General features: G+C 37.8%; 17 protein-coding genes. 1 reads left to right on the forward strand and 16 read right to left on the reverse strand.

The features are described 5' to 3' along the window. Positions 1-121: 121 nt before the first annotated feature. From LAV82_RS19595 to LAV82_RS19610, 4 genes are all read right to left on the reverse strand, one after another. Positions 122-1,993 (reverse strand): PTS fructose transporter subunit IIABC, encoded by a 1,872-nt coding sequence (locus LAV82_RS19595; RefSeq protein ID WP_306385334.1) that lies wholly within the window; start codon positions 1,991-1,993, stop codon positions 122-124. A gap of 12 nt (positions 1,994-2,005) precedes the next feature. After that, on the reverse strand, positions 2,006-2,920 hold the full coding sequence (gene pfkB, locus LAV82_RS19600; RefSeq protein WP_014460320.1) for a 1-phosphofructokinase: 915 nt from the start codon (positions 2,918-2,920) through the stop codon (positions 2,006-2,008). Beyond that, the gene (locus LAV82_RS19605; RefSeq protein ID WP_013056834.1) at positions 2,917-3,669 is read right to left on the reverse strand and encodes a DeoR/GlpR family DNA-binding transcription regulator; all 753 of its coding nucleotides are present in this window, start codon (positions 3,667-3,669) and stop codon (positions 2,917-2,919) included. The genes pfkB and LAV82_RS19605 overlap by 4 nt, the downstream gene beginning before the upstream one ends. A gap of 644 nt (positions 3,670-4,313) precedes the next feature. Continuing rightward, positions 4,314-4,667, reverse strand: a complete 354-nt coding sequence (locus LAV82_RS19610; protein ID WP_211078766.1) for a YolD-like family protein — start codon at positions 4,665-4,667, stop codon at positions 4,314-4,316. Positions 4,668-4,915: 248 nt separating this feature from the next. Here LAV82_RS19610 and LAV82_RS19615 point away from each other — a divergent pair, with 248 nt between their 5' ends. Continuing rightward, positions 4,916-5,755, forward strand: a complete 840-nt coding sequence (locus LAV82_RS19615; protein ID WP_499716762.1) for a YitT family protein — start codon at positions 4,916-4,918, stop codon at positions 5,753-5,755. Between the two features lie 149 nt (positions 5,756-5,904). Here the strand turns inward: LAV82_RS19615 and LAV82_RS19620 are convergent, their stop codons facing one another. The 12 genes from LAV82_RS19620 to LAV82_RS19675 all read right to left on the reverse strand — a co-directional run bounded on the left by LAV82_RS19620 (position 5,905) and on the right by LAV82_RS19675 (position 16,706). Continuing rightward, positions 5,905-6,900, reverse strand: a complete 996-nt coding sequence (locus tag LAV82_RS19620; protein WP_499716763.1) for a ketoacyl-ACP synthase III — start codon at positions 6,898-6,900, stop codon at positions 5,905-5,907. A gap of 108 nt (positions 6,901-7,008) precedes the next feature. Then, entirely contained in the window at positions 7,009-8,082 is a 1,074-nt protein-coding gene (locus tag LAV82_RS19625) for a sulfate/molybdate ABC transporter ATP-binding protein (protein ID WP_499716764.1), read from the reverse strand. Between the two features lie 19 nt (positions 8,083-8,101). Next, complete coding sequence (gene cysW, locus LAV82_RS19630) at positions 8,102-8,968, reverse strand: sulfate ABC transporter permease subunit CysW (RefSeq protein WP_078081759.1); 867 nt, start codon at positions 8,966-8,968, stop codon at positions 8,102-8,104. A 12-nt stretch (positions 8,969-8,980) separates the two neighbouring features. Beyond that, positions 8,981-9,817, reverse strand: a complete 837-nt coding sequence (gene cysT, locus LAV82_RS19635) for a sulfate ABC transporter permease subunit CysT (RefSeq protein ID WP_013082952.1) — start codon at positions 9,815-9,817, stop codon at positions 8,981-8,983. A 94-nt stretch (positions 9,818-9,911) separates the two neighbouring features. Beyond that, positions 9,912-10,976, reverse strand: coding sequence for a sulfate ABC transporter substrate-binding protein (locus LAV82_RS19640; protein WP_013056826.1), 1,065 nt, complete (start codon positions 10,974-10,976; stop codon positions 9,912-9,914). Between the two features lie 252 nt (positions 10,977-11,228). After that, positions 11,229-11,381: a Fur-regulated basic protein FbpA gene (locus tag LAV82_RS19645; protein WP_013056825.1), complete on the reverse strand. Its 153-nt coding sequence runs from the start codon at positions 11,379-11,381 to the stop codon at positions 11,229-11,231. Positions 11,382-11,722: 341 nt separating this feature from the next. Continuing rightward, complete coding sequence (locus LAV82_RS19650; protein WP_013056824.1) at positions 11,723-11,887, reverse strand: YezD family protein; 165 nt, start codon at positions 11,885-11,887, stop codon at positions 11,723-11,725. Between the two features lie 372 nt (positions 11,888-12,259). Next, positions 12,260-13,639, reverse strand: coding sequence for a sensor histidine kinase (locus LAV82_RS19655; protein ID WP_499716765.1), 1,380 nt, complete (start codon positions 13,637-13,639; stop codon positions 12,260-12,262). Position 13,640: 1 nt separating this feature from the next. Beyond that, positions 13,641-14,315, reverse strand: coding sequence for a response regulator transcription factor (locus LAV82_RS19660; protein WP_013056822.1), 675 nt, complete (start codon positions 14,313-14,315; stop codon positions 13,641-13,643). A 144-nt stretch (positions 14,316-14,459) separates the two neighbouring features. Next, a complete protein-coding gene (gene galU / locus LAV82_RS19665) occupies positions 14,460-15,347 on the reverse strand; it encodes a UTP--glucose-1-phosphate uridylyltransferase GalU (RefSeq protein WP_013056821.1) in 888 nt (295 codons plus the stop codon). Then, entirely contained in the window at positions 15,344-15,748 is a 405-nt protein-coding gene (locus LAV82_RS19670) for a GtrA family protein (protein WP_211078771.1), read from the reverse strand. Before LAV82_RS19670 ends, galU begins: the two co-directional genes overlap by 4 nt. Continuing rightward, positions 15,741-16,706 carry a glycosyltransferase family 2 protein gene (locus tag LAV82_RS19675; protein ID WP_013056819.1) on the reverse strand — a complete coding sequence of 322 codons (966 nt, stop codon included), beginning with the start codon at positions 16,704-16,706 and terminating at the stop codon, positions 15,741-15,743. Before LAV82_RS19675 ends, LAV82_RS19670 begins: the two co-directional genes overlap by 8 nt. Positions 16,707-16,714 lie beyond the last annotated feature (8 nt).

Genomic DNA, 16,714 nt, shown 5'->3' on the forward strand with positions numbered 1-16,714 from the left:
TATCTAACTTTTCTAAAAATTAAAGGAATACTACCGTAATTGTACTCTCATAGAGAACAAATGTCTACCAGAAAAACACAAAAAGACTGATTTTACATCATGTAAAATCAGTCTTTATTTGTTATTCTGCTTTTGGCTTTTTTAATACCCCTACAAGAACCGCCGTTACAATTGCACCAATTAAGATTGCTAGTGCATATAAAAGAGGATTTCCTTGTACAATTCCGATAACGAATACACCGCCGTGTGGTGCTGGTAAACCGATGTGGAACATCATTGTTAAAGCACCTGCTACTGCAGCACCGATAACCGATGCGGGAATAACACGGCCTGGGTCAGCTGCTGCGAATGGAATCGCACCTTCTGTAATAAATGACAGACCCATTACATAACACGTTTTACCTGTTTCGCGCTCTTGGCGAGTAAATTTGTTTTTGAACAAAGTTGTCGCAATAGCCATACCTAATGGTGGAACCATACCGCCTGCCATAATCGCTGCGTGTGGTGCATAGTTTCCAGCATCAATCATTGCAATACCAAATGTAAAGGCTGCTTTATTAATAGGGCCACCCATATCAATTGCCATCATACCGCCTAAGATAATACCTAATAATACTAAGTTACCTGTACCAAATCCACTTAACCAGTGCGTTAATCCTTTGTTAATTGCACTAACTGGCTCGTTTACAACATAAAGCATAATCAATCCTGAGATAAAAATCCCAAATAGCGGATAAAGAAGAACTGGCTTAATTCCATCAAGCGCTTGCGGTAAACCGCTGAATAATTTCTTTAATCCCACTACTACATAACCCGCTAAGAAACCAGCGATTAAACCACCTAAGAAACCGCCTCCGCCAGAAGCTGCTAAAAGACCTGCAACCATACCGGGAGCTAAACCAGGACGATCAGCAATACTCATTGCAATGAACCCTGCTAGTACCGGTACTAGTAAGAAGAATGCATTATCTCCGCCAATTGTTTTTAGCGCCGCTGCGAATGCATTGTACGTTGGATCTTTCGGTTCTGCTGAGTGAATGCCAAACATGAATGAAATAGCAATTAAGATCCCGCCCCCTACAACAAACGGAAGCATCGCTGATACACCGCTCATTAGGTGTTTGTAAAACCCTGTACGCTCTGATCCTTTACTTCCTCCCCCTTCTTTGCTGCCACCGCCGCCGCTGTATATAGGAGCATCTCCTTTTAACGCGCGGTTAATTAATTCTTCAGGCTTGCGAATTCCTTCAGCTACTGGAACTTGAATAACTTTTTTACCTGCAAAACGTTCCATTTCTACTTGCTTGTCCGCTGCAACAATAATAGCGGTAGCGTTTTCAATTTCTTCCTTCGTCAACGCGTTTTTAACACCGCTGGAACCATTTGTTTCAACTTTGAGCGTCACGTTCATATCTTTCGCTTTTGCTTTTAGGCTGTCCGCTGCCATATATGTGTGGGCAATTCCTGTTGGACAAGCCGTTACAGCAAGCACTAATTGATCTGAAGCCGTATCCACTTCTTCTTCCGGCGCTTCATTTTCAGTTTCTTTATCATCAATTGCTTTAATAACTTCATCAATCGATGATGCCGTTAGCAACGTTTTTCGGAACGATTCGTCCATTAATAACGTAGACAAACGAGATAGTGTTTCTAAGTGCGCGTTATTTGCGCCTTCACTCGCTGCAATCATAAAGAATAGATGTGCAGGCTGTCCGTCTAATGATTCATAATCGATACCTTCTGTTGAGCGTCCAAATGCAATGGCCGGCGTTTTTACCGAGCTTGTTTTCGCATGCGGAATGGCGATGCCTTCCCCAATTCCCGTTGTACTTTGAGATTCACGGTTTAAAATTGCTTCTTTATAGCCAGCTCGGTCGCTTAAGCGACCAGCTTCGTCTAATTTTCCAACTAACTCATCAATAACATCAGCTTTTGACGTGCTTTTTAAATCAAGAATGATTGTATCTTTTTTTAATAGTTCTGTAATTCTCATTCTCGGTTCCCCCTACTCTACCTTTGTGATTGACACTTGTTCACGAAGCGTCTTTACATCTTCTGCTGTACATAATTCAAGTGAGAATGCTGTGGCACTTCCTGAAGCAACTCCTGTTTGAAAGGCTTCTAATAAATCCCCTTGCTTTACATAAGAAGCAATAAATCCAGCTACGAGTGAATCGCCAGCTCCAACAGAATTTTTCACTGTTCCTTTAGGGACTGTGGCACTGTAGACACCGCTTTCATTAATAAGAAGTGCTCCATCGCCTGCCATGGATACAACGACGTTTTGCGCTCCTTGTTCCACGAGTTTTTTACCATATACTAGCGCATCTTCTGCACTGTTTACTTCTACATCAAACAATTCTGCAAGTTCATGATGATTCGGTTTGATAAAAAACGGCTTGTGAGACACGACGTCTAGCAAGGTTTTTCCACTTGCATCTACTACAACTTTTACTCCGTTCGCTGCAGCTAGTTCAGTTAATGTTTCATACACGGAACTTGGAAGCGTTTTCGGTATACTCCCTGCTAATACGAAGATATCGCCTTCAGTCATTTGCTTTACTTGAGTCAATAAAGACTGAAGCGCTTCGTCTGTAATAGCAGGTCCTTGACCGTTAATTTCTGTTTCTTTTTCCGTTTTTAACTTTACGTTAATGCGGGTATCTCCATCAACTCTTGTAAAAGCTGTTTCGATATTCTCCGCTTTTAAGTAGTCTTCAATATAGGTTCCTGTAAAGCCGGCTACAAAACCGAGAGCTTTATTATCAACACCTAATCGCTTTAAAACGCGAGAGACGTTAATGCCTTTTCCTCCTGGAAACTTGGCTTCATTCGTTGTGCGGTTAAGCCCGCCTTCTTCGAATGCTGAAACATGTACTACGTAATCAACGGATGGGTTCAACGTACATGTATAAATCATGATTTCACAACCTTTATGTCTGTTTTGTTTGCATACTGTATAAGTACATCGCTAGGTACGTCATTTGTTATAATTTTTGCTTCATGTAAATCGGCTATTTTCGCAAAACTTGTTTCAAAAAACTTAGTAGAATCTGATAAAATATAAGATTCTCTAGACAGCTTCATTGCCGTTTGCTTGATTAATGCTTCTTCTGGATCGGGAGTTGTATATCCATATTGATGATGAATCCCATTCGCTCCCATAAAGCACTTATCAAAACGATATTGCTCAAGACTTAAAAGAGCTCCATTGCCAATTAAAGCGCCCGTTTTATGTTTAACGGATCCTCCAATTAAATAGAGGGTGATACCTTGTTCTAGCATCGGGTTTAAATGCATTAAACCATTTGTCACGACAACTACATCTTTTTGCTTTAAAAAAGGAATCATTTCATACGTTGTAGTTCCTGCATCTAAAAAAATACAGTCACCTTCATTTATAATGGAAGCCGCATACTCTGCAATGTTTCGTTTATCTTGAACATTTTTAGCAGATTTTTCGATAACGCTCAGTTCAATTCGTTTACTGCGAATAAGCGAAGCGCCACCGTGAACACGTTTGAGCATTTGCTCTTCTTCTAGTTGACTTAAGTCTCTTCTAATGGTGGATTCCGAAGCGCCTGTAACTTCGATAAACTCTTGCACTTTTACAAGTTCTTTCTCTTTTAAAAGTTTTAAGATTAGTTGATGTCTCTCCGGCGTTAACATGTTCTAGCTCCTTTTTCAAAAAAGCGTTTTCATTTATTTCATGTACTTACTTTATCACGGTTTACATTCAAAATCAATCATAAAAAATCAAAAACATTCATTTTTTTAATTACAAAATAAAGTTTTTTGAATGAATAATTAGTTTTGCATTTGTTTTAATGATAGTTTATACAAAAGGAAATAAGCTGGTAATTCAAGAATTTGTCTACTTTTCTCATTATATGTAAAGGTTTTCTTCTACCCAATTAGCTATGACTGTTTTTGACTATTTCTTGACCGATTGAATTTTTCTGACTGAATCACGCATAGCTTGTCCTGATTTCATAAAAGCTTACACACCAAAAAAGTTGTCCACCTTTTTGGACAACTCAAAGTGACCCATCATTTAAATAAAAACAGAAGCATATATAATATGGAAGCAAGGGCAGAAGAAATAGCTAAACTTGAGATAAAACGAACGAGTCTTTTTTTAATGAACTGCGTTAATTCGATTTCTCTTACTTGGGTTTTTTCATTTTGCATACAATAATCCCTTCTTTAATTAAAATTTCCTAGTAGCTAGAAGTTACTACTCGCAGAATATGCTTTTATGTATTGTATGCATGCGTTAAAAAAAAGATACAAAACGAACAAAAAAGCTACTCTTAGCTAGAGTAGCTTTCATCTTTCCATACATCTGCTTCAATTACTGCATCCGCTCGAATCGAATATGTATAACAAGGGCCTGTAACCATCAGCGTATTCGACTGCAGCGAGACTTTATCAATCGTCACTCGTTCATACCTTTGAATATGTCCTGCTTCATAGACTTGAAGCGTTACTGGATGATGCTCCGAGTAACTGTTCATAATGACATTTTCAATATGCTCAATCTTTTCTTTTTTCAATCCTAAAGACTGCTTATGCGCCTCGGGACTGTACATTTTCTTCATTTTCTCTAAATGCTCGGGCATTACTAACTTTGCATACTGTTTTAGTTCATCTTGATACACGTTCATTCTCCCCCTTGACTCTTGCTTCTATTGTACCGAACGAACATTCTCATTGCAAAACTTTTTAATCAAAATAAAAGCAAACAATTCATTTTTTCATACTCCATAAAAACTGTCAAAAGATTTTATGTTAATAGCAGAAACTGATTTTTAAAAAAATAATAATATCCCATCTTTAATTCGGTCTCTAGAGTTGGTATAATACATTGTCATGATTGTGTTTTCGGAGTTTTTGATGATTGGAGGTAACGTTCATGATTAATAAAATAAAAGAAATTATCCTCATTATTCTAGGGAGCCTCATTTTTGCACTGGCCATTAATTACTTTGCCATTCCAAATGAATTAGCTGAAGGCGGTGTAACCGGTGTAACAATGATTACCTATTATGTATTAGGCTGGTCTCCCGGTATCACAAACTTTATATTAAACGGTTTGCTGGTACTGATCGGATACAAACTGCTTCACAAACGTGTTATGGCTTACACAATTATATGTATTATTTTCACGTCTCTATTCCTACATATAACTGAAGGACTGGGAAATCCTCTTGACGATACGTTACTGGGGGCTATTTTTGCTGGTATTTTAGCTGGTGTAGGACTTGGACTTGTGTTTAGAGGAGGCGGAACTTCCGGAGGCTCTGCAGTTATTGCCCGTTTAGCTAATCAATATCTAGACTGGAATATTAGCAAAACGATGCTGGCAATTGACTTATTAGTTGTAGCAAGCGCTTATTTTGTTATCGGTGGAGAAAAGACGATGTATACGGTTATTTCTCTTTACATCGGAACAAAGGTGCTTGATTATATCATTGAAGGACTCAACCCTCGCAAAGCAATCACCATTATTTCACACCGTTCAGCTGAAGTAGCCGAACAAGTCAATAAAAAGATGCAGCGCGGAGTCACCGTCTTTTCTGCTCATGGAAGCTATACAAAAGAAGCAAAAGACGTATTGTACGTCGTTGTGAACAAACAAGAACTTCTGGAGTTGAAGCGCATTATTCATAAAGTTGACGAACAGGCTTTTGTGGTCGTCCACGATGTGCGCGACGTCTTTGGAGTAGGTTTTACCATTCCAAAAGCCAGCTGAAAACCCGCTATAAAAAAGCGGGTTTTTTCTATTATATATGTTTGCGCTGAAAATACAGTAAACCTGCTGTTATAAAAAGAAAAAACTTTCTTATAACGACAATAAAAAGCTCTGTAATGAAAAAGAAAAAAGCTAAAAGGCATCGCCTTTTAGCTTTTTTCTTTACACGTCCATTTAATTAACAAGCCGCAGTGCGTTAATCCTCCTCCAAACCCATAGAGAATAAGGAGGTCATTATCCTGTACTTTTCCTGTCATTATTCCTTCGTTTAAAGCAAGCGGAATAGAAGCTGAAGATGTATTTCCGCAGTATTGCACACTCGTTAACGTTTTATCCATTGAAACATCTGTTTTAGCACAAATAGCTTCGATCATTCGAAGGTTTGCACTGTGCGGAATAAACCAATTTACATCAGAAAGAGAAATGGAAGTATCCTTTAATAATGCTTCTACTCCTTTTGGAATCGTTCGTACAGCAAAGCGATATACTTCACGTCCATTTTGAACTAAATTTCCACTCGAGTTAATTTCTTTTCCTGAAAGAGTATTAGATAAATTAGAACGATATAAATTTCCCCCTCCGCTCCCGTCCGTTCCGTAGTGACATCCTAAGAAACTTGGGTTATGCTCGTCGTATTCTACAAGCATCGCTCCTGCTCCGTCACCGAACAGCACGCATGTTGCACGGTCCGTATAATCTGTAATTCTCGACATTACTTCGGCACCAATAACTAAAATCTTTTTATGCAATCCCGACGTCACTAAGCCGTTCGCCGCATGAAGTCCATATGTAAAACCGGCGCATGCGGCACTTAAATCAAATGCAGCAGCTTGATCAATATGAAAGTAATCTTGAACCTGACATGCTACGCTAGGAAAAAAGTGATCAGGCGTTGTTGTCGAAACAATAATTGCATCTACATCTTCTATTTTTACATCATATCGGTTAAGCAAATTTTCAACGGCTTGAATGGCAAGCGTGGACGTGTATTCGCCTTCTCCTGCAATTCGTCGTTCTTTCATTCCCGTACGCTGTACAATCCATTCGTCACTTGTATCAACCATTTCTTTTAAATGGTCATTCGTTAATTTTTGCTTTGGTGTATATATCCCCATTCCCGTGATTCTAGCTTTTGATTGTATCATTTCTCCACCTCAAATCAGTTGATACTTAATTATAACATCTGCCTTTAATATCTGGTACTAATTTATTGTTAGATAAAAAGCGCAAAGGCATACCCTTTACGCTTTTTATCAAATAGAATAATCTTCTGGAATAAATACTTTTAGCTGCTTAGGCTTTACATACACCTGATCTCCGACTTGAAGGCTGAGTGTTTTATAATGCTCTTTGCTTAATTCAGCTTCTAAAAATTCTTCTGCATCTTCTCTTTTTAATTCAATTTGCACGATAGGTCCTATCACATGAATATGGCTAACGGTTGCAGAAACGGCATCTGCGCTTGTGTTTACCTTTTCAAGGTGAATATCATGAGGTCGCACATAACCAACAGCTGCTTCTTCATTTCTTCCGCTAAATTCTGGAACATCCATTTCAAAGCTTCCTTGTTTTAGTCTGCCTTTATGAATGCGGCCCTTGAATAAATTGACGTTCCCTAAAAAATCGTACACAAACAGACTGTTAGGATGATCATATACTTCCTCAGGACTTCCAATCTGCTCAATTTTTCCGTTGTTCATCACAACAATACGATCGGCCACGTCTAAAGCTTCTTCTTGATCATGCGTAACGAATATACTCGTAATATGAAAGTCATTATGCAATTTACGCAGCCACCTGCGCAAATCTTTGCGAACTTTTGCATCCAAAGCTCCAAAAGGTTCGTCTAATAGCAGTACTTTAGGTTCCACTGCTAACGCTCGAGCAAGCGCCACTCGCTGCCGCTGTCCGCCGGATAATTGAGAGGGATAGCGATTTGCAAGCGGCTCTAGTTTCACAAGCTGCAGCAGCTCGGCTACTTTCTTGTTAATGTCCGCTTTAGAAGGTCTTGTTTTTTTAGGTCGTACTTTTAAACCATACGCAACGTTATCAAATACAGTCATATGTCTGAACAAAGCATAGTGTTGAAAAACAAACCCTACATTCCGCTCCTTTGGATTTACGTGCGTAATTTCCTTTCCATCAAATAAAATAGCTCCTTGATCAAGGTGTTCAAGACCGGCAATGATGCGAAGCAAAGATGTTTTTCCAGAACCGGACGGGCCGAGTAAAGCTACTAATTCACCCGTTTGAATATCAATGTTAATAGAATCCAGCGCTTTAAAATCACCAAAGTTCTTTGATACGTGCTTAATATGGATACTCATCTCATAAGCTCCTTCCTATTTAAATATGCTTGGCTTTCCACTCGATAATGTTTTTCACAATTAAGGTAAAAATAGCTAAAACTGACATTAAAGAAGCTACCGCAAATGCGGCTGCAAATTGATATTCATTGTAGAGAATTTCGATATGAAGAGGCATCGTATTTGTCATTCCTCGAATGTGCCCAGACACAACGGAAACAGCTCCAAACTCCCCAATCGCCCGCGCATTACATAAAATAATGCCATATAATAAGCCCCATTTAATATTAGGTAACGTCACTAGAAAAAAAGTTTTGAAACCGCTGGCTCCTAACGTTAACGATGCTTCTTCTTCTGCTGATCCTTGAGCTTGCATAAGTGGAATTAATTCTTTAGCAACAAACGGCAGCGTTACAAAAAGCGTAGCTAAAATAATACCGGGAATAGCAAATACAATTTTAATATCTTGATTAAACAGCCATTCTCCGAATAACCCTTGTGCACCAAATAATAAAATAAAAACCAATCCAGCAATAACAGGCGAAACGGCAAACGGTAAATCAATAAGCGTAATTAAAAGATTTTTCCCTTTAAAATCAAACTTCGTAATTAACCATGCAGCTACTACGCCAAAAACGGCATTTAAAGGAACGGTAATAAGCACAACGATTAACGTTAGTTTAATAGCAGCCAAAGCATCCGGATTCGTAATCGCAGCTAGATACGTTTCCCACCCTTTTTGAAAAGCTGTCATAAAAATGGTGATGAGCGGAAGCACTAAGAATAGAGCTAAAAAAGCCAGCGCAATAAATGTAAGCAGCCATCGGACGACTTTGGGCTCTTTTAAACTAGAATGATTAAGTTCCACATTCGTTTTTGCATGCTGCATTGGAACATGTCCTGTCAATGCCATCCCTCCTTAACTATGTACAAATTTACGATTTGTCCACCATTGAATAATATTAATAAGTAATAACAGAAAAAATGATACAACGAGCATGACTGATGCAATAGCAGTAGCGCCCGCATAATCGTACTGCTCGAGTTTTGTCATAATAATAAGCGGCGTAATTTCAGTTTTCATCGGCATATTTCCAGCAATAAAAACAACTGACCCGTATTCTCCAAGCGCTCTTGCGAATGAAAGAGAAAAGCCTGTTAAAATAGCAGGCACCAGCTCTGGAAAAATAACTTTTCTGAACGTTTGCATTCGGCTGGCTCCTAAACTAGCAGATGCTTCTTCAATCTCTGCATTAAAGTTTTGCAATACTGGCTGCACCATTCGGACAACAAACGGCAGACCAATAAACGTCAGAGCGATAATAATTCCGATAGGCGTAAATGCGATTTTAAACGTAAATAATTGACCAATCCATCCTTTTGGGACGTAAAGAGTGGTCAAGGCAATGCCGGCAACAGCCGTTGGTAAAGCAAACGGCAAATCTACAAGTCCATCAATAAACCTCTTTCCAGGAAAATGATATCTCACTAATACCCATGCAATAATGGTTCCAAAAATAACATTAATAATGCCTGCTGCAAATGCTGCTCCAAAACTTAATTTATATGATGCTACTACTCTAGAGTCTGTAACAGTTTTAATAAAGTCGCTCCATCCCATAGATGCCGTATTTAAAAAAATCATAGCTAACGGAAAAAGCACAAGGATACTTGCATAAAACATCGTAAAACCTAAAGAAAGCCCAAATCCAGGTAAGATGCTTTTCTTTTTCTTCTGTCGTTGTAACACGCTCACGTCTTACACCTCTCTCTGCTTTCAAGATACATGTACACAGAAGATACGAATTACCATTCGTATCTTCCTCATTTACTTTTTTTAATGCATCATATTACTTTGGCTGATAAATCTGATCGAATGTTCCTCCATCGTTAAAATGAGTTTCTTGAGCTTTTTTCCAGCCGCCAAAATCTTTAATGGTGACTAGGTTAAGAGAAGGAAATTGATCTTTGTGTTTCTCTAATACTTTTTCATTTCGAGGACGATAGTAGTTTTCCGCTGCGATTTCCTGACCTTTTTCTGTATATAGATATTTCAAGTATGCTTTCGCTACCTTTGTTGTGCCTTTCTTTTCAGCTACTTTATCTACTACAGCAACAGGCGGTTCTGCTAAAATACTCAATGACGGTGTTACAATTTCAAATTTATCTTTTCCTAGCTCATTTAACGATAAGTAAGCTTCATTTTCCCATGCAATTAACACGTCTCCAATGCCCCGTTCTACAAACGTAGTTGTCGCTCCGCGTGCGCCTGAGTCTAACACTTCGACATTTCCATAAAGTTTACTCATGAAGTCTTCAATCTTTTTGTTATCTCCGTTATATTTATTCTTCGCGTATGCCCAAGCCGCTAAATAATTCCAGCGTGCGCCTCCAGAAGTTTTTGGATTTGGCGTAATAACGGATGTACCTTTTTTCGTTAAATCATCCCAATCTTTAATTCCCTTTGGATTTCCTTTACGAACTAAAAAAACAATTGTTGATGTGTATGGTGTAGAATTATGAGCCAATTCTTTTTCCCAGTCTTTGTTTAATAATTGGCGAGTTTGAGCTATTTCATCAATATCGTAAGCAAGCGCCAGCGTTACTACATCCGCTTCCAAACCGTCAATAACTGCTCGGCCTTGCTTACCAGAGCCACCGTGTGATTGCTTGATAGTAACGTCTTGCCCTGTTTTATCTTTCCAATAAGATGCAAAGCTCTTATTGAACTCCTGATAAAGCTCACGTGTAGGATCATATGAAACGTTTAAAAGCTCTACTGATTTTTTTGAATCGTTTTTACTCACAGAACTATCTTTCCCTGCTGTTTCAGTAGATTTCCCATTGCCGCAACCTGCTAGCACGACGAGCAATGCTGTTAGCACCATTAAAAACTGAACTGCTTTTTTCTTCATGTTTTACTCCCCTTTTTATAAAAAAATACAAAAAGGCTGCTATCTCTTTGAAAAGAGAAGCAGCCTTCAGTTAGTCTGATCAGCGTATATGCTCTTAAATTATTCTTATTAAATTTATTCGTAAGAATAAAAAGAAGATACTTTCTGAAAAGACAATTTATTCTTGTTTTTATAATAAACACACTTTACCTATTAGTCAACTAGGTTTTTAATCTTTTTTACACTTATTTTAGTTCTTTTTACGTGTTTTCCTTATTTACTGCGTGCCTGATACTCTTTTTCTAAGTCAGAGAGTGTGAGTTCAAAAAGATGATGGTTTTCTTTTTTGTAAATCCCTTTTTTCAGTAACTCTTCAATGAGGTATTGTTTTCTTTGCCGCACCGCTGCTCGTAATAAATTTTCCATCTTTTCTCCTCCTATTATATTAATTTAAGAATAAAAAAAGACTTCTAACACAGGTCAGAAGCCTTCGGTAATCCGGTCAGCACAGGAATGAAACTGTCAGATTTTCATAATTTTAAAAAGTATAAAGCTGCTGCTTTAGCAGCTTTACACTTCTCATCGTCATACTCGTACAACCTATAATTTTAATTCAAAAAATTCTAAATCTTTGACCGGAAAGAAAGTCAATTTTTCTTCGAATACGCACGTTTTCTATATTTAATAAAGTACTTGCTTGCCCCGCCGTCAAGCATTCGCTAGCTAGGCTGGCCCTTCAGTTTCTCTAAATACGTATTTAAATAGGCTTATTTGTGGCTTGCTACTTTGCTTTTAGCTAAAAAGCGGTTTTTTTCCGTGCTGTCCACTTGAGTAATTTGTCCGTCGTGAAGAGTAATTAGTACAGATCCATAGTTGATTTCAGTTAGTAATTTAACAATATAATCTAATTTTTCTTGTGTAATTGAAGCCATTTTACCATTCTCCTATTCATAGATAAATTTATATTTTAGTTGCAGTTGAATAAACAAAGCGAACAACATCTATAAGTACTTGTATAATGTGCAGAAGATAAATACATGGTAATCCTCCCCATATGTTCAGTTGAAGATTGAGATTTTAATGACCACAACCAATGTACAGAAAAGGCCCACACTAGTAGCGAACAAGTATGAGCCTTCGGTTGACCGATCAGCTTCTTTAGCATCCCAATTTTTTCAAAAGATTTATACTATCTATATTATTTACACTTTACCTATATGTCAAGTAGGGATTAAAAAAATAAATAGATATTATTAAATTTTTTTATATCTTTGACCTAATAAAAAAGACTCATCTGTATGAACTTACACAGACGAGTCTTTTTTAGTCCTATTTTTTTGGATAGGCAGGGTTACCGTAAAAATGCTTCCTTGTTCTTTTTTGCTTTCAACACGTATTGCGCCCTCATGCAGCCGAACAATTTTTTTTGTAATGGCTAGACCGAGGCCGCTTCCTTTTAACGTTCTGGATTTATCTACTTTATAAAAGCTTTCAAAAATATATTTTTGATCTTCTTCGGCAATACCAATTCCATTATCCTTTATTTTCACGTCTATCTCTTCGTTTTTTTGATGAATGGATATTTTCACCAATCCATTTTCAGGCGTATATTTAATAGCATTTGTTACTAAATTCAGCCAAACTTGCTCCAACAAATCTTTATCTGCTTCCATTTGAACATTGGATAAATCAAGGTCAATTTCTATGTTCTTTTTTGTCCACTGAGGTTCTAAAGCCATGACCACATGCCTGATTTGTTCATCTAACCGGTATTGCTGCAGCGTTAGCGTTTGATGTTCAGAGTCTAGAGAAGCAAGCTTTAGCAAATTGGAACTAAGCTGAGAAAGTCTTGTACTTTCTTTTTCAATAATCGTTAAATATTGTATCTTTTTATCTTCACTGACGATATCATCTTTAAGTGCCGCTGAAAAACCACGAATAGAGGTCAGCGGTGATTGAATCTCATGCGAAACGCTAGCAATGAACTCTTGCCTCATCGTTTCTATTTTGTTTAATTCTTTAGTCATTTGATTAAAGTTTTTAGTTAACAAACCAATTTCATCATTTGTCGCGTGCTCGACTTGCACATTGTATTCGCCTTGTCCGACAACTTTCATCGCTGTACTGAGACGCTTAATCGGTTTAATAATAATCGTTGAAACATATGCAAATAATACAATACCTACTAATAAAATTGTAATAAGCTGGATATTTTGAACATCTTGAATAACTGAAAATTGCCGCTGTGGATGTGACTGAATAAATAGAGCATACGACCGTCCATTTTCTTTAAAAGGAAGACCCACTACGTTTGGCTGTAGACGATCACCTTTTTCCTCGTTTAAATTAGAATAACGCTTCCCGTCTAATACTTGATCTACTTCTTGCGGTGTAATTGGAATAGGCGGTCCTGGCTGTCCTAATACTTTTTCTTCATGCTGATCATCAATAATAATAAACGAAAAATGAATGAATGATGAATTAGATAAAAACCTTGCAGCTTTGTCGGAGTCTTCTGCTCCGTACAAATCGATAAAATCTTCTCCCATCTTCACCATATCCTGACCTAATCGCATTTCGAGCTTCTGCTTGCTAAGAAATGTCGTGACGACAACGGTAATCACAACGCTCAATAAAATTGTAATGATGAACGACAGAACCAGCTTTACATAAATTGATTTCACGTTAACACCCTTCTGCTCTATAGCCTAGTCCGCGAATTGTTTTGATTTCCATACCGACGTTTTTCATATGATTAAGCCTCTCTCGCAGACGTTTTATGTGAACGTCTACCGTGCGCTCATCGCCTTCATAATCATATCCCCAAATTAATTGAATAAGCTGATCACGAGTAAAAATCTTTCCTGGAGAACTAACTAACGTGAACAGTAATTCAAACTCTTTTAACGGCAGCTGTTCGCTTGTTTCTCCTGCACTCATCTCTAATTTGGTACGGTCTAGTTTTATATTCCCCATATAGATTACATTGTTAGCTTCTACTCGATACCTGCGTAAAAGAGCCTTTACACGAGCAACCATTTCCTGAGGATCAAAAGGTTTCACGACATAGTCGTCTGTTCCGATATCAAATCCTTTTAGCTTATCATGCGATTCGCCTCTAGCTGTTACCATTAAAACCGGTATATCAAAATACTCCTTAATTTCCTTTGTTAGTTCCCATCCGTCTTTAAATGGCATCATGATATCAACGACCGCTAGATCAATTCGAAACTCTTCCATTTTCGCCCACGCTTCTTCACCATCTGCTGCTTTTATAATTTTAAATCCTTGATTTTCTAAATATAATGATATCAGCTCTCGAATATGTTGATCATCATCTGCAACTAATATTTGAATCATACATGTCTCTCCCTATTCCTAAGTTTGTCCAGCTTTTACGCACAGTAAGCTCTCTGTTTATAGTAAACAGAGAGCCACATAAGATCATACAATGATTTTATACTTCAAATATGAACTGAATATGAACAAACTGATTAACTCTTATTAGCTGAAGTTGTTTGCTCGTTCTTTTTCTACAATTCCTTCCAAATACGATAAAAACGTTTGACGTAAATCTTTACGCTTTAACGCCACTTCTACCATTGCTTTCATATAGCCTATCTTATCTCCAATGTCAAAGCGCTGTCCTTCCAGTTCAAGAGCAAACAGCCGCTCTTTTTCACATACTACACGCAGTGCATCTGTTAATTGTAATTCATTTCCTACCCCTCTTTCAATGGTTTTTAGATAAGAAAAAATAGAAGGGTTTAAAATGTAGCGGCCCATAACGGCAATAGTTGACGGAGCTTGTTCTATCGATGGTTTTTCGATCAAGTCACTCACTTCATGAAGGCTGCCGGATTTATTTTTTGGCTGAATGATTCCGTATTTCGATACCTCTTCAACATCCACTTTTTGAACTCCGATAACTGATTGATTAGTCGTTTCATACGCTTGGATCATCTGTTTGAGCGCAGGTTCTTCAGAAGTCATAATATCATCTCCAAGAAGAACGGCAAACGGCTCATCTCCAATAAACTGCTCGGCACAAAGAATAGCATGACCGAGTCCTAACGGCTCTTTTTGACGAATATAGTGAATGCTGGCCATTGATGAGATCGTTTGTACTTCTTTTAACATGTCAAACTTGTGTTTTTCTTCAAGCATTTGCTCTAACTCAATTGATTTATCAAAATGGTCTTCAATTGATTTTTTGTTTCGTCCTGTAATAAAAATAATACTTTCAATGCCTGATTTCACAGCTTCTTCTACAATATATTGTACAGCAGGCTTATCGACAATTGGCAGCATTTCTTTCGGCTGCGCTTTTGTCGCTGGCAAAAATCGAGTTCCTAAACCGCCTACTGGAATAACTGCTTTTTTTATCGTCATATATGAATCCCTCTTTCTTTTTTAGGAGTAAATACAAATAATTTAGTACCAATAAAGTTGATACCGACACTTGCGATTGTAATTAAAAGTTTACTGATTAGCAGCGGTATACCCCATTTATTATATAGAACAGTCAACAGAAATGATGTTAGGGATAAAGTGATCAAATTTACGATCACAAATGAAATCACTTCACGCTTACTGCTTTTTTCTTTTCTCTCAAACGTCCATTTGCGATTCATGACATAACTGTTTAAAATGCCGGCACTGTATGAAATCCACTGCGCTAGTATGTAGTTAACACCGATTGTTGTTAAAAGTGCGTATACTACAAAATCAATCAGTGTATTTACAACTCCTACTAACGCAAATTTAATAAAAGATATCCATTTGTTAGTCACGAAGTGATACTTCCTCGCGTGTTTCAAGCTGATACTTTTCACGGACGATATAGAGTGGACGATTTTTTGTTTCATCGTAGATGCGGCCAATATATTCTCCAATCATCCCAAGAATAATTAAAATGATGCCGCTAAAGAATAGCTGAATGACAATTAATGACGACCACCCGGTGATGGTGCTGTCTGTAAATAACTTCAAATACATCACCACTAAAAGATAAATAAAACCGATACCAGATAGAGTTACACCAGCATAGCTAGCTAGCTTTAGCGGTTTATAGGAAAAAGATGTAATGCCATCCATTGAAAGCTTCAGCATCTTTTTCAAAGGGTATTTCGACTCCCCGGCCAAACGCTCGTCTCGCTCATATTCTACTGCTATTTGCTTAAAGCCAACCCAGCTTACTAATCCGCGAACAAAGCGATTTTTTTCTTGAATGCTATTCATTTGATTGCACACTTTGCGATCTAGCAAACGGAAATCCCCTGTATCAAGCGGAATATCAATATCGGTCATCGCACGTAAGAAGCGATAAAACATAGCAGCCGTTTGTTTTTTAAAGTATGTTTCTCCTTTTCGCTTTGTACGCTTAGCATATACAACGTCAAACCCTTGCTTCCATTTTTCAATCATCTCTAAAATCAATTCGGGCGGATCTTGCAAATCAGCATCAATCACAACGACCGCCTCTCCTCTTGCATAATCCATACCAGCTGTAATAGCAATTTGATGACCAAAGTTACGGGCAAAATCTAATAAAACAACCGCTGGGTCTTGCTCACTGTACTCTTTAATGATTTCTGCTGTTCGATCTTTACTGCCGTCGTTCACGAAAAGAAGCTCGTAAGCTTCTTTCGTTGAACGCATCACTTCTGTGAGACGGCGGTAGGTTTCATGAATCACTTCTTCTTCGTTGTAGACAGGAACAACAATAGAATATTTAACAATGGAACTCATGTTCATGC

It is taken from the genome of Bacillus sp. ILBB4 (assembly GCF_035064545.1).
In the GTDB taxonomy this organism is placed as follows: domain Bacteria; phylum Bacillota; class Bacilli; order Bacillales; family Bacillaceae_H; genus Priestia.

Bases quoted from the DNA above. Each gene is read 5' to 3' on its own strand.
- LAV82_RS19625 (WP_499716764.1), bottom strand. From the start codon at position 8,082: ATGAGTATCCATATTAAGCACGTATCAAAGAACTTTGGTGATTTTAAA.
- LAV82_RS19660 (WP_013056822.1), bottom strand. From the start codon at position 14,315: ATGATTCAAATATTAGTTGCAGATGATGATCAACATATTCGAGAGCTG.
- LAV82_RS19675 (WP_013056819.1), bottom strand. From the start codon at position 16,706: ATGAGTTCCATTGTTAAATATTCTATTGTTGTTCCTGTCTACAACGAA.
- LAV82_RS19605 (WP_013056834.1), bottom strand. From the start codon at position 3,669: ATGTTAACGCCGGAGAGACATCAACTAATCTTAAAACTTTTAAAAGAG.
- LAV82_RS19620 (WP_499716763.1), bottom strand. From the start codon at position 6,900: ATGATACAATCAAAAGCTAGAATCACGGGAATGGGGATATATACACCA.
- LAV82_RS19615 (WP_499716762.1), top strand. From the start codon at position 4,916: ATGATTAATAAAATAAAAGAAATTATCCTCATTATTCTAGGGAGCCTC.
- LAV82_RS19595 (WP_306385334.1), bottom strand. From the start codon at position 1,993: ATGAGAATTACAGAACTATTAAAAAAAGATACAATCATTCTTGATTTA.
- LAV82_RS19645 (WP_013056825.1), bottom strand. From the start codon at position 11,381: ATGGAAAATTTATTACGAGCAGCGGTGCGGCAAAGAAAACAATACCTC.
- LAV82_RS19610 (WP_211078766.1), bottom strand. From the start codon at position 4,667: ATGAACGTGTATCAAGATGAACTAAAACAGTATGCAAAGTTAGTAATG.
- LAV82_RS19650 (WP_013056824.1), bottom strand. From the start codon at position 11,887: ATGGCTTCAATTACACAAGAAAAATTAGATTATATTGTTAAATTACTA.
- galU (WP_013056821.1), bottom strand. From the start codon at position 15,347: ATGACGATAAAAAAAGCAGTTATTCCAGTAGGCGGTTTAGGAACTCGA.
- pfkB (WP_014460320.1), bottom strand. From the start codon at position 2,920: ATGATTTATACATGTACGTTGAACCCATCCGTTGATTACGTAGTACAT.
- LAV82_RS19640 (WP_013056826.1), bottom strand. From the start codon at position 10,976: ATGAAGAAAAAAGCAGTTCAGTTTTTAATGGTGCTAACAGCATTGCTC.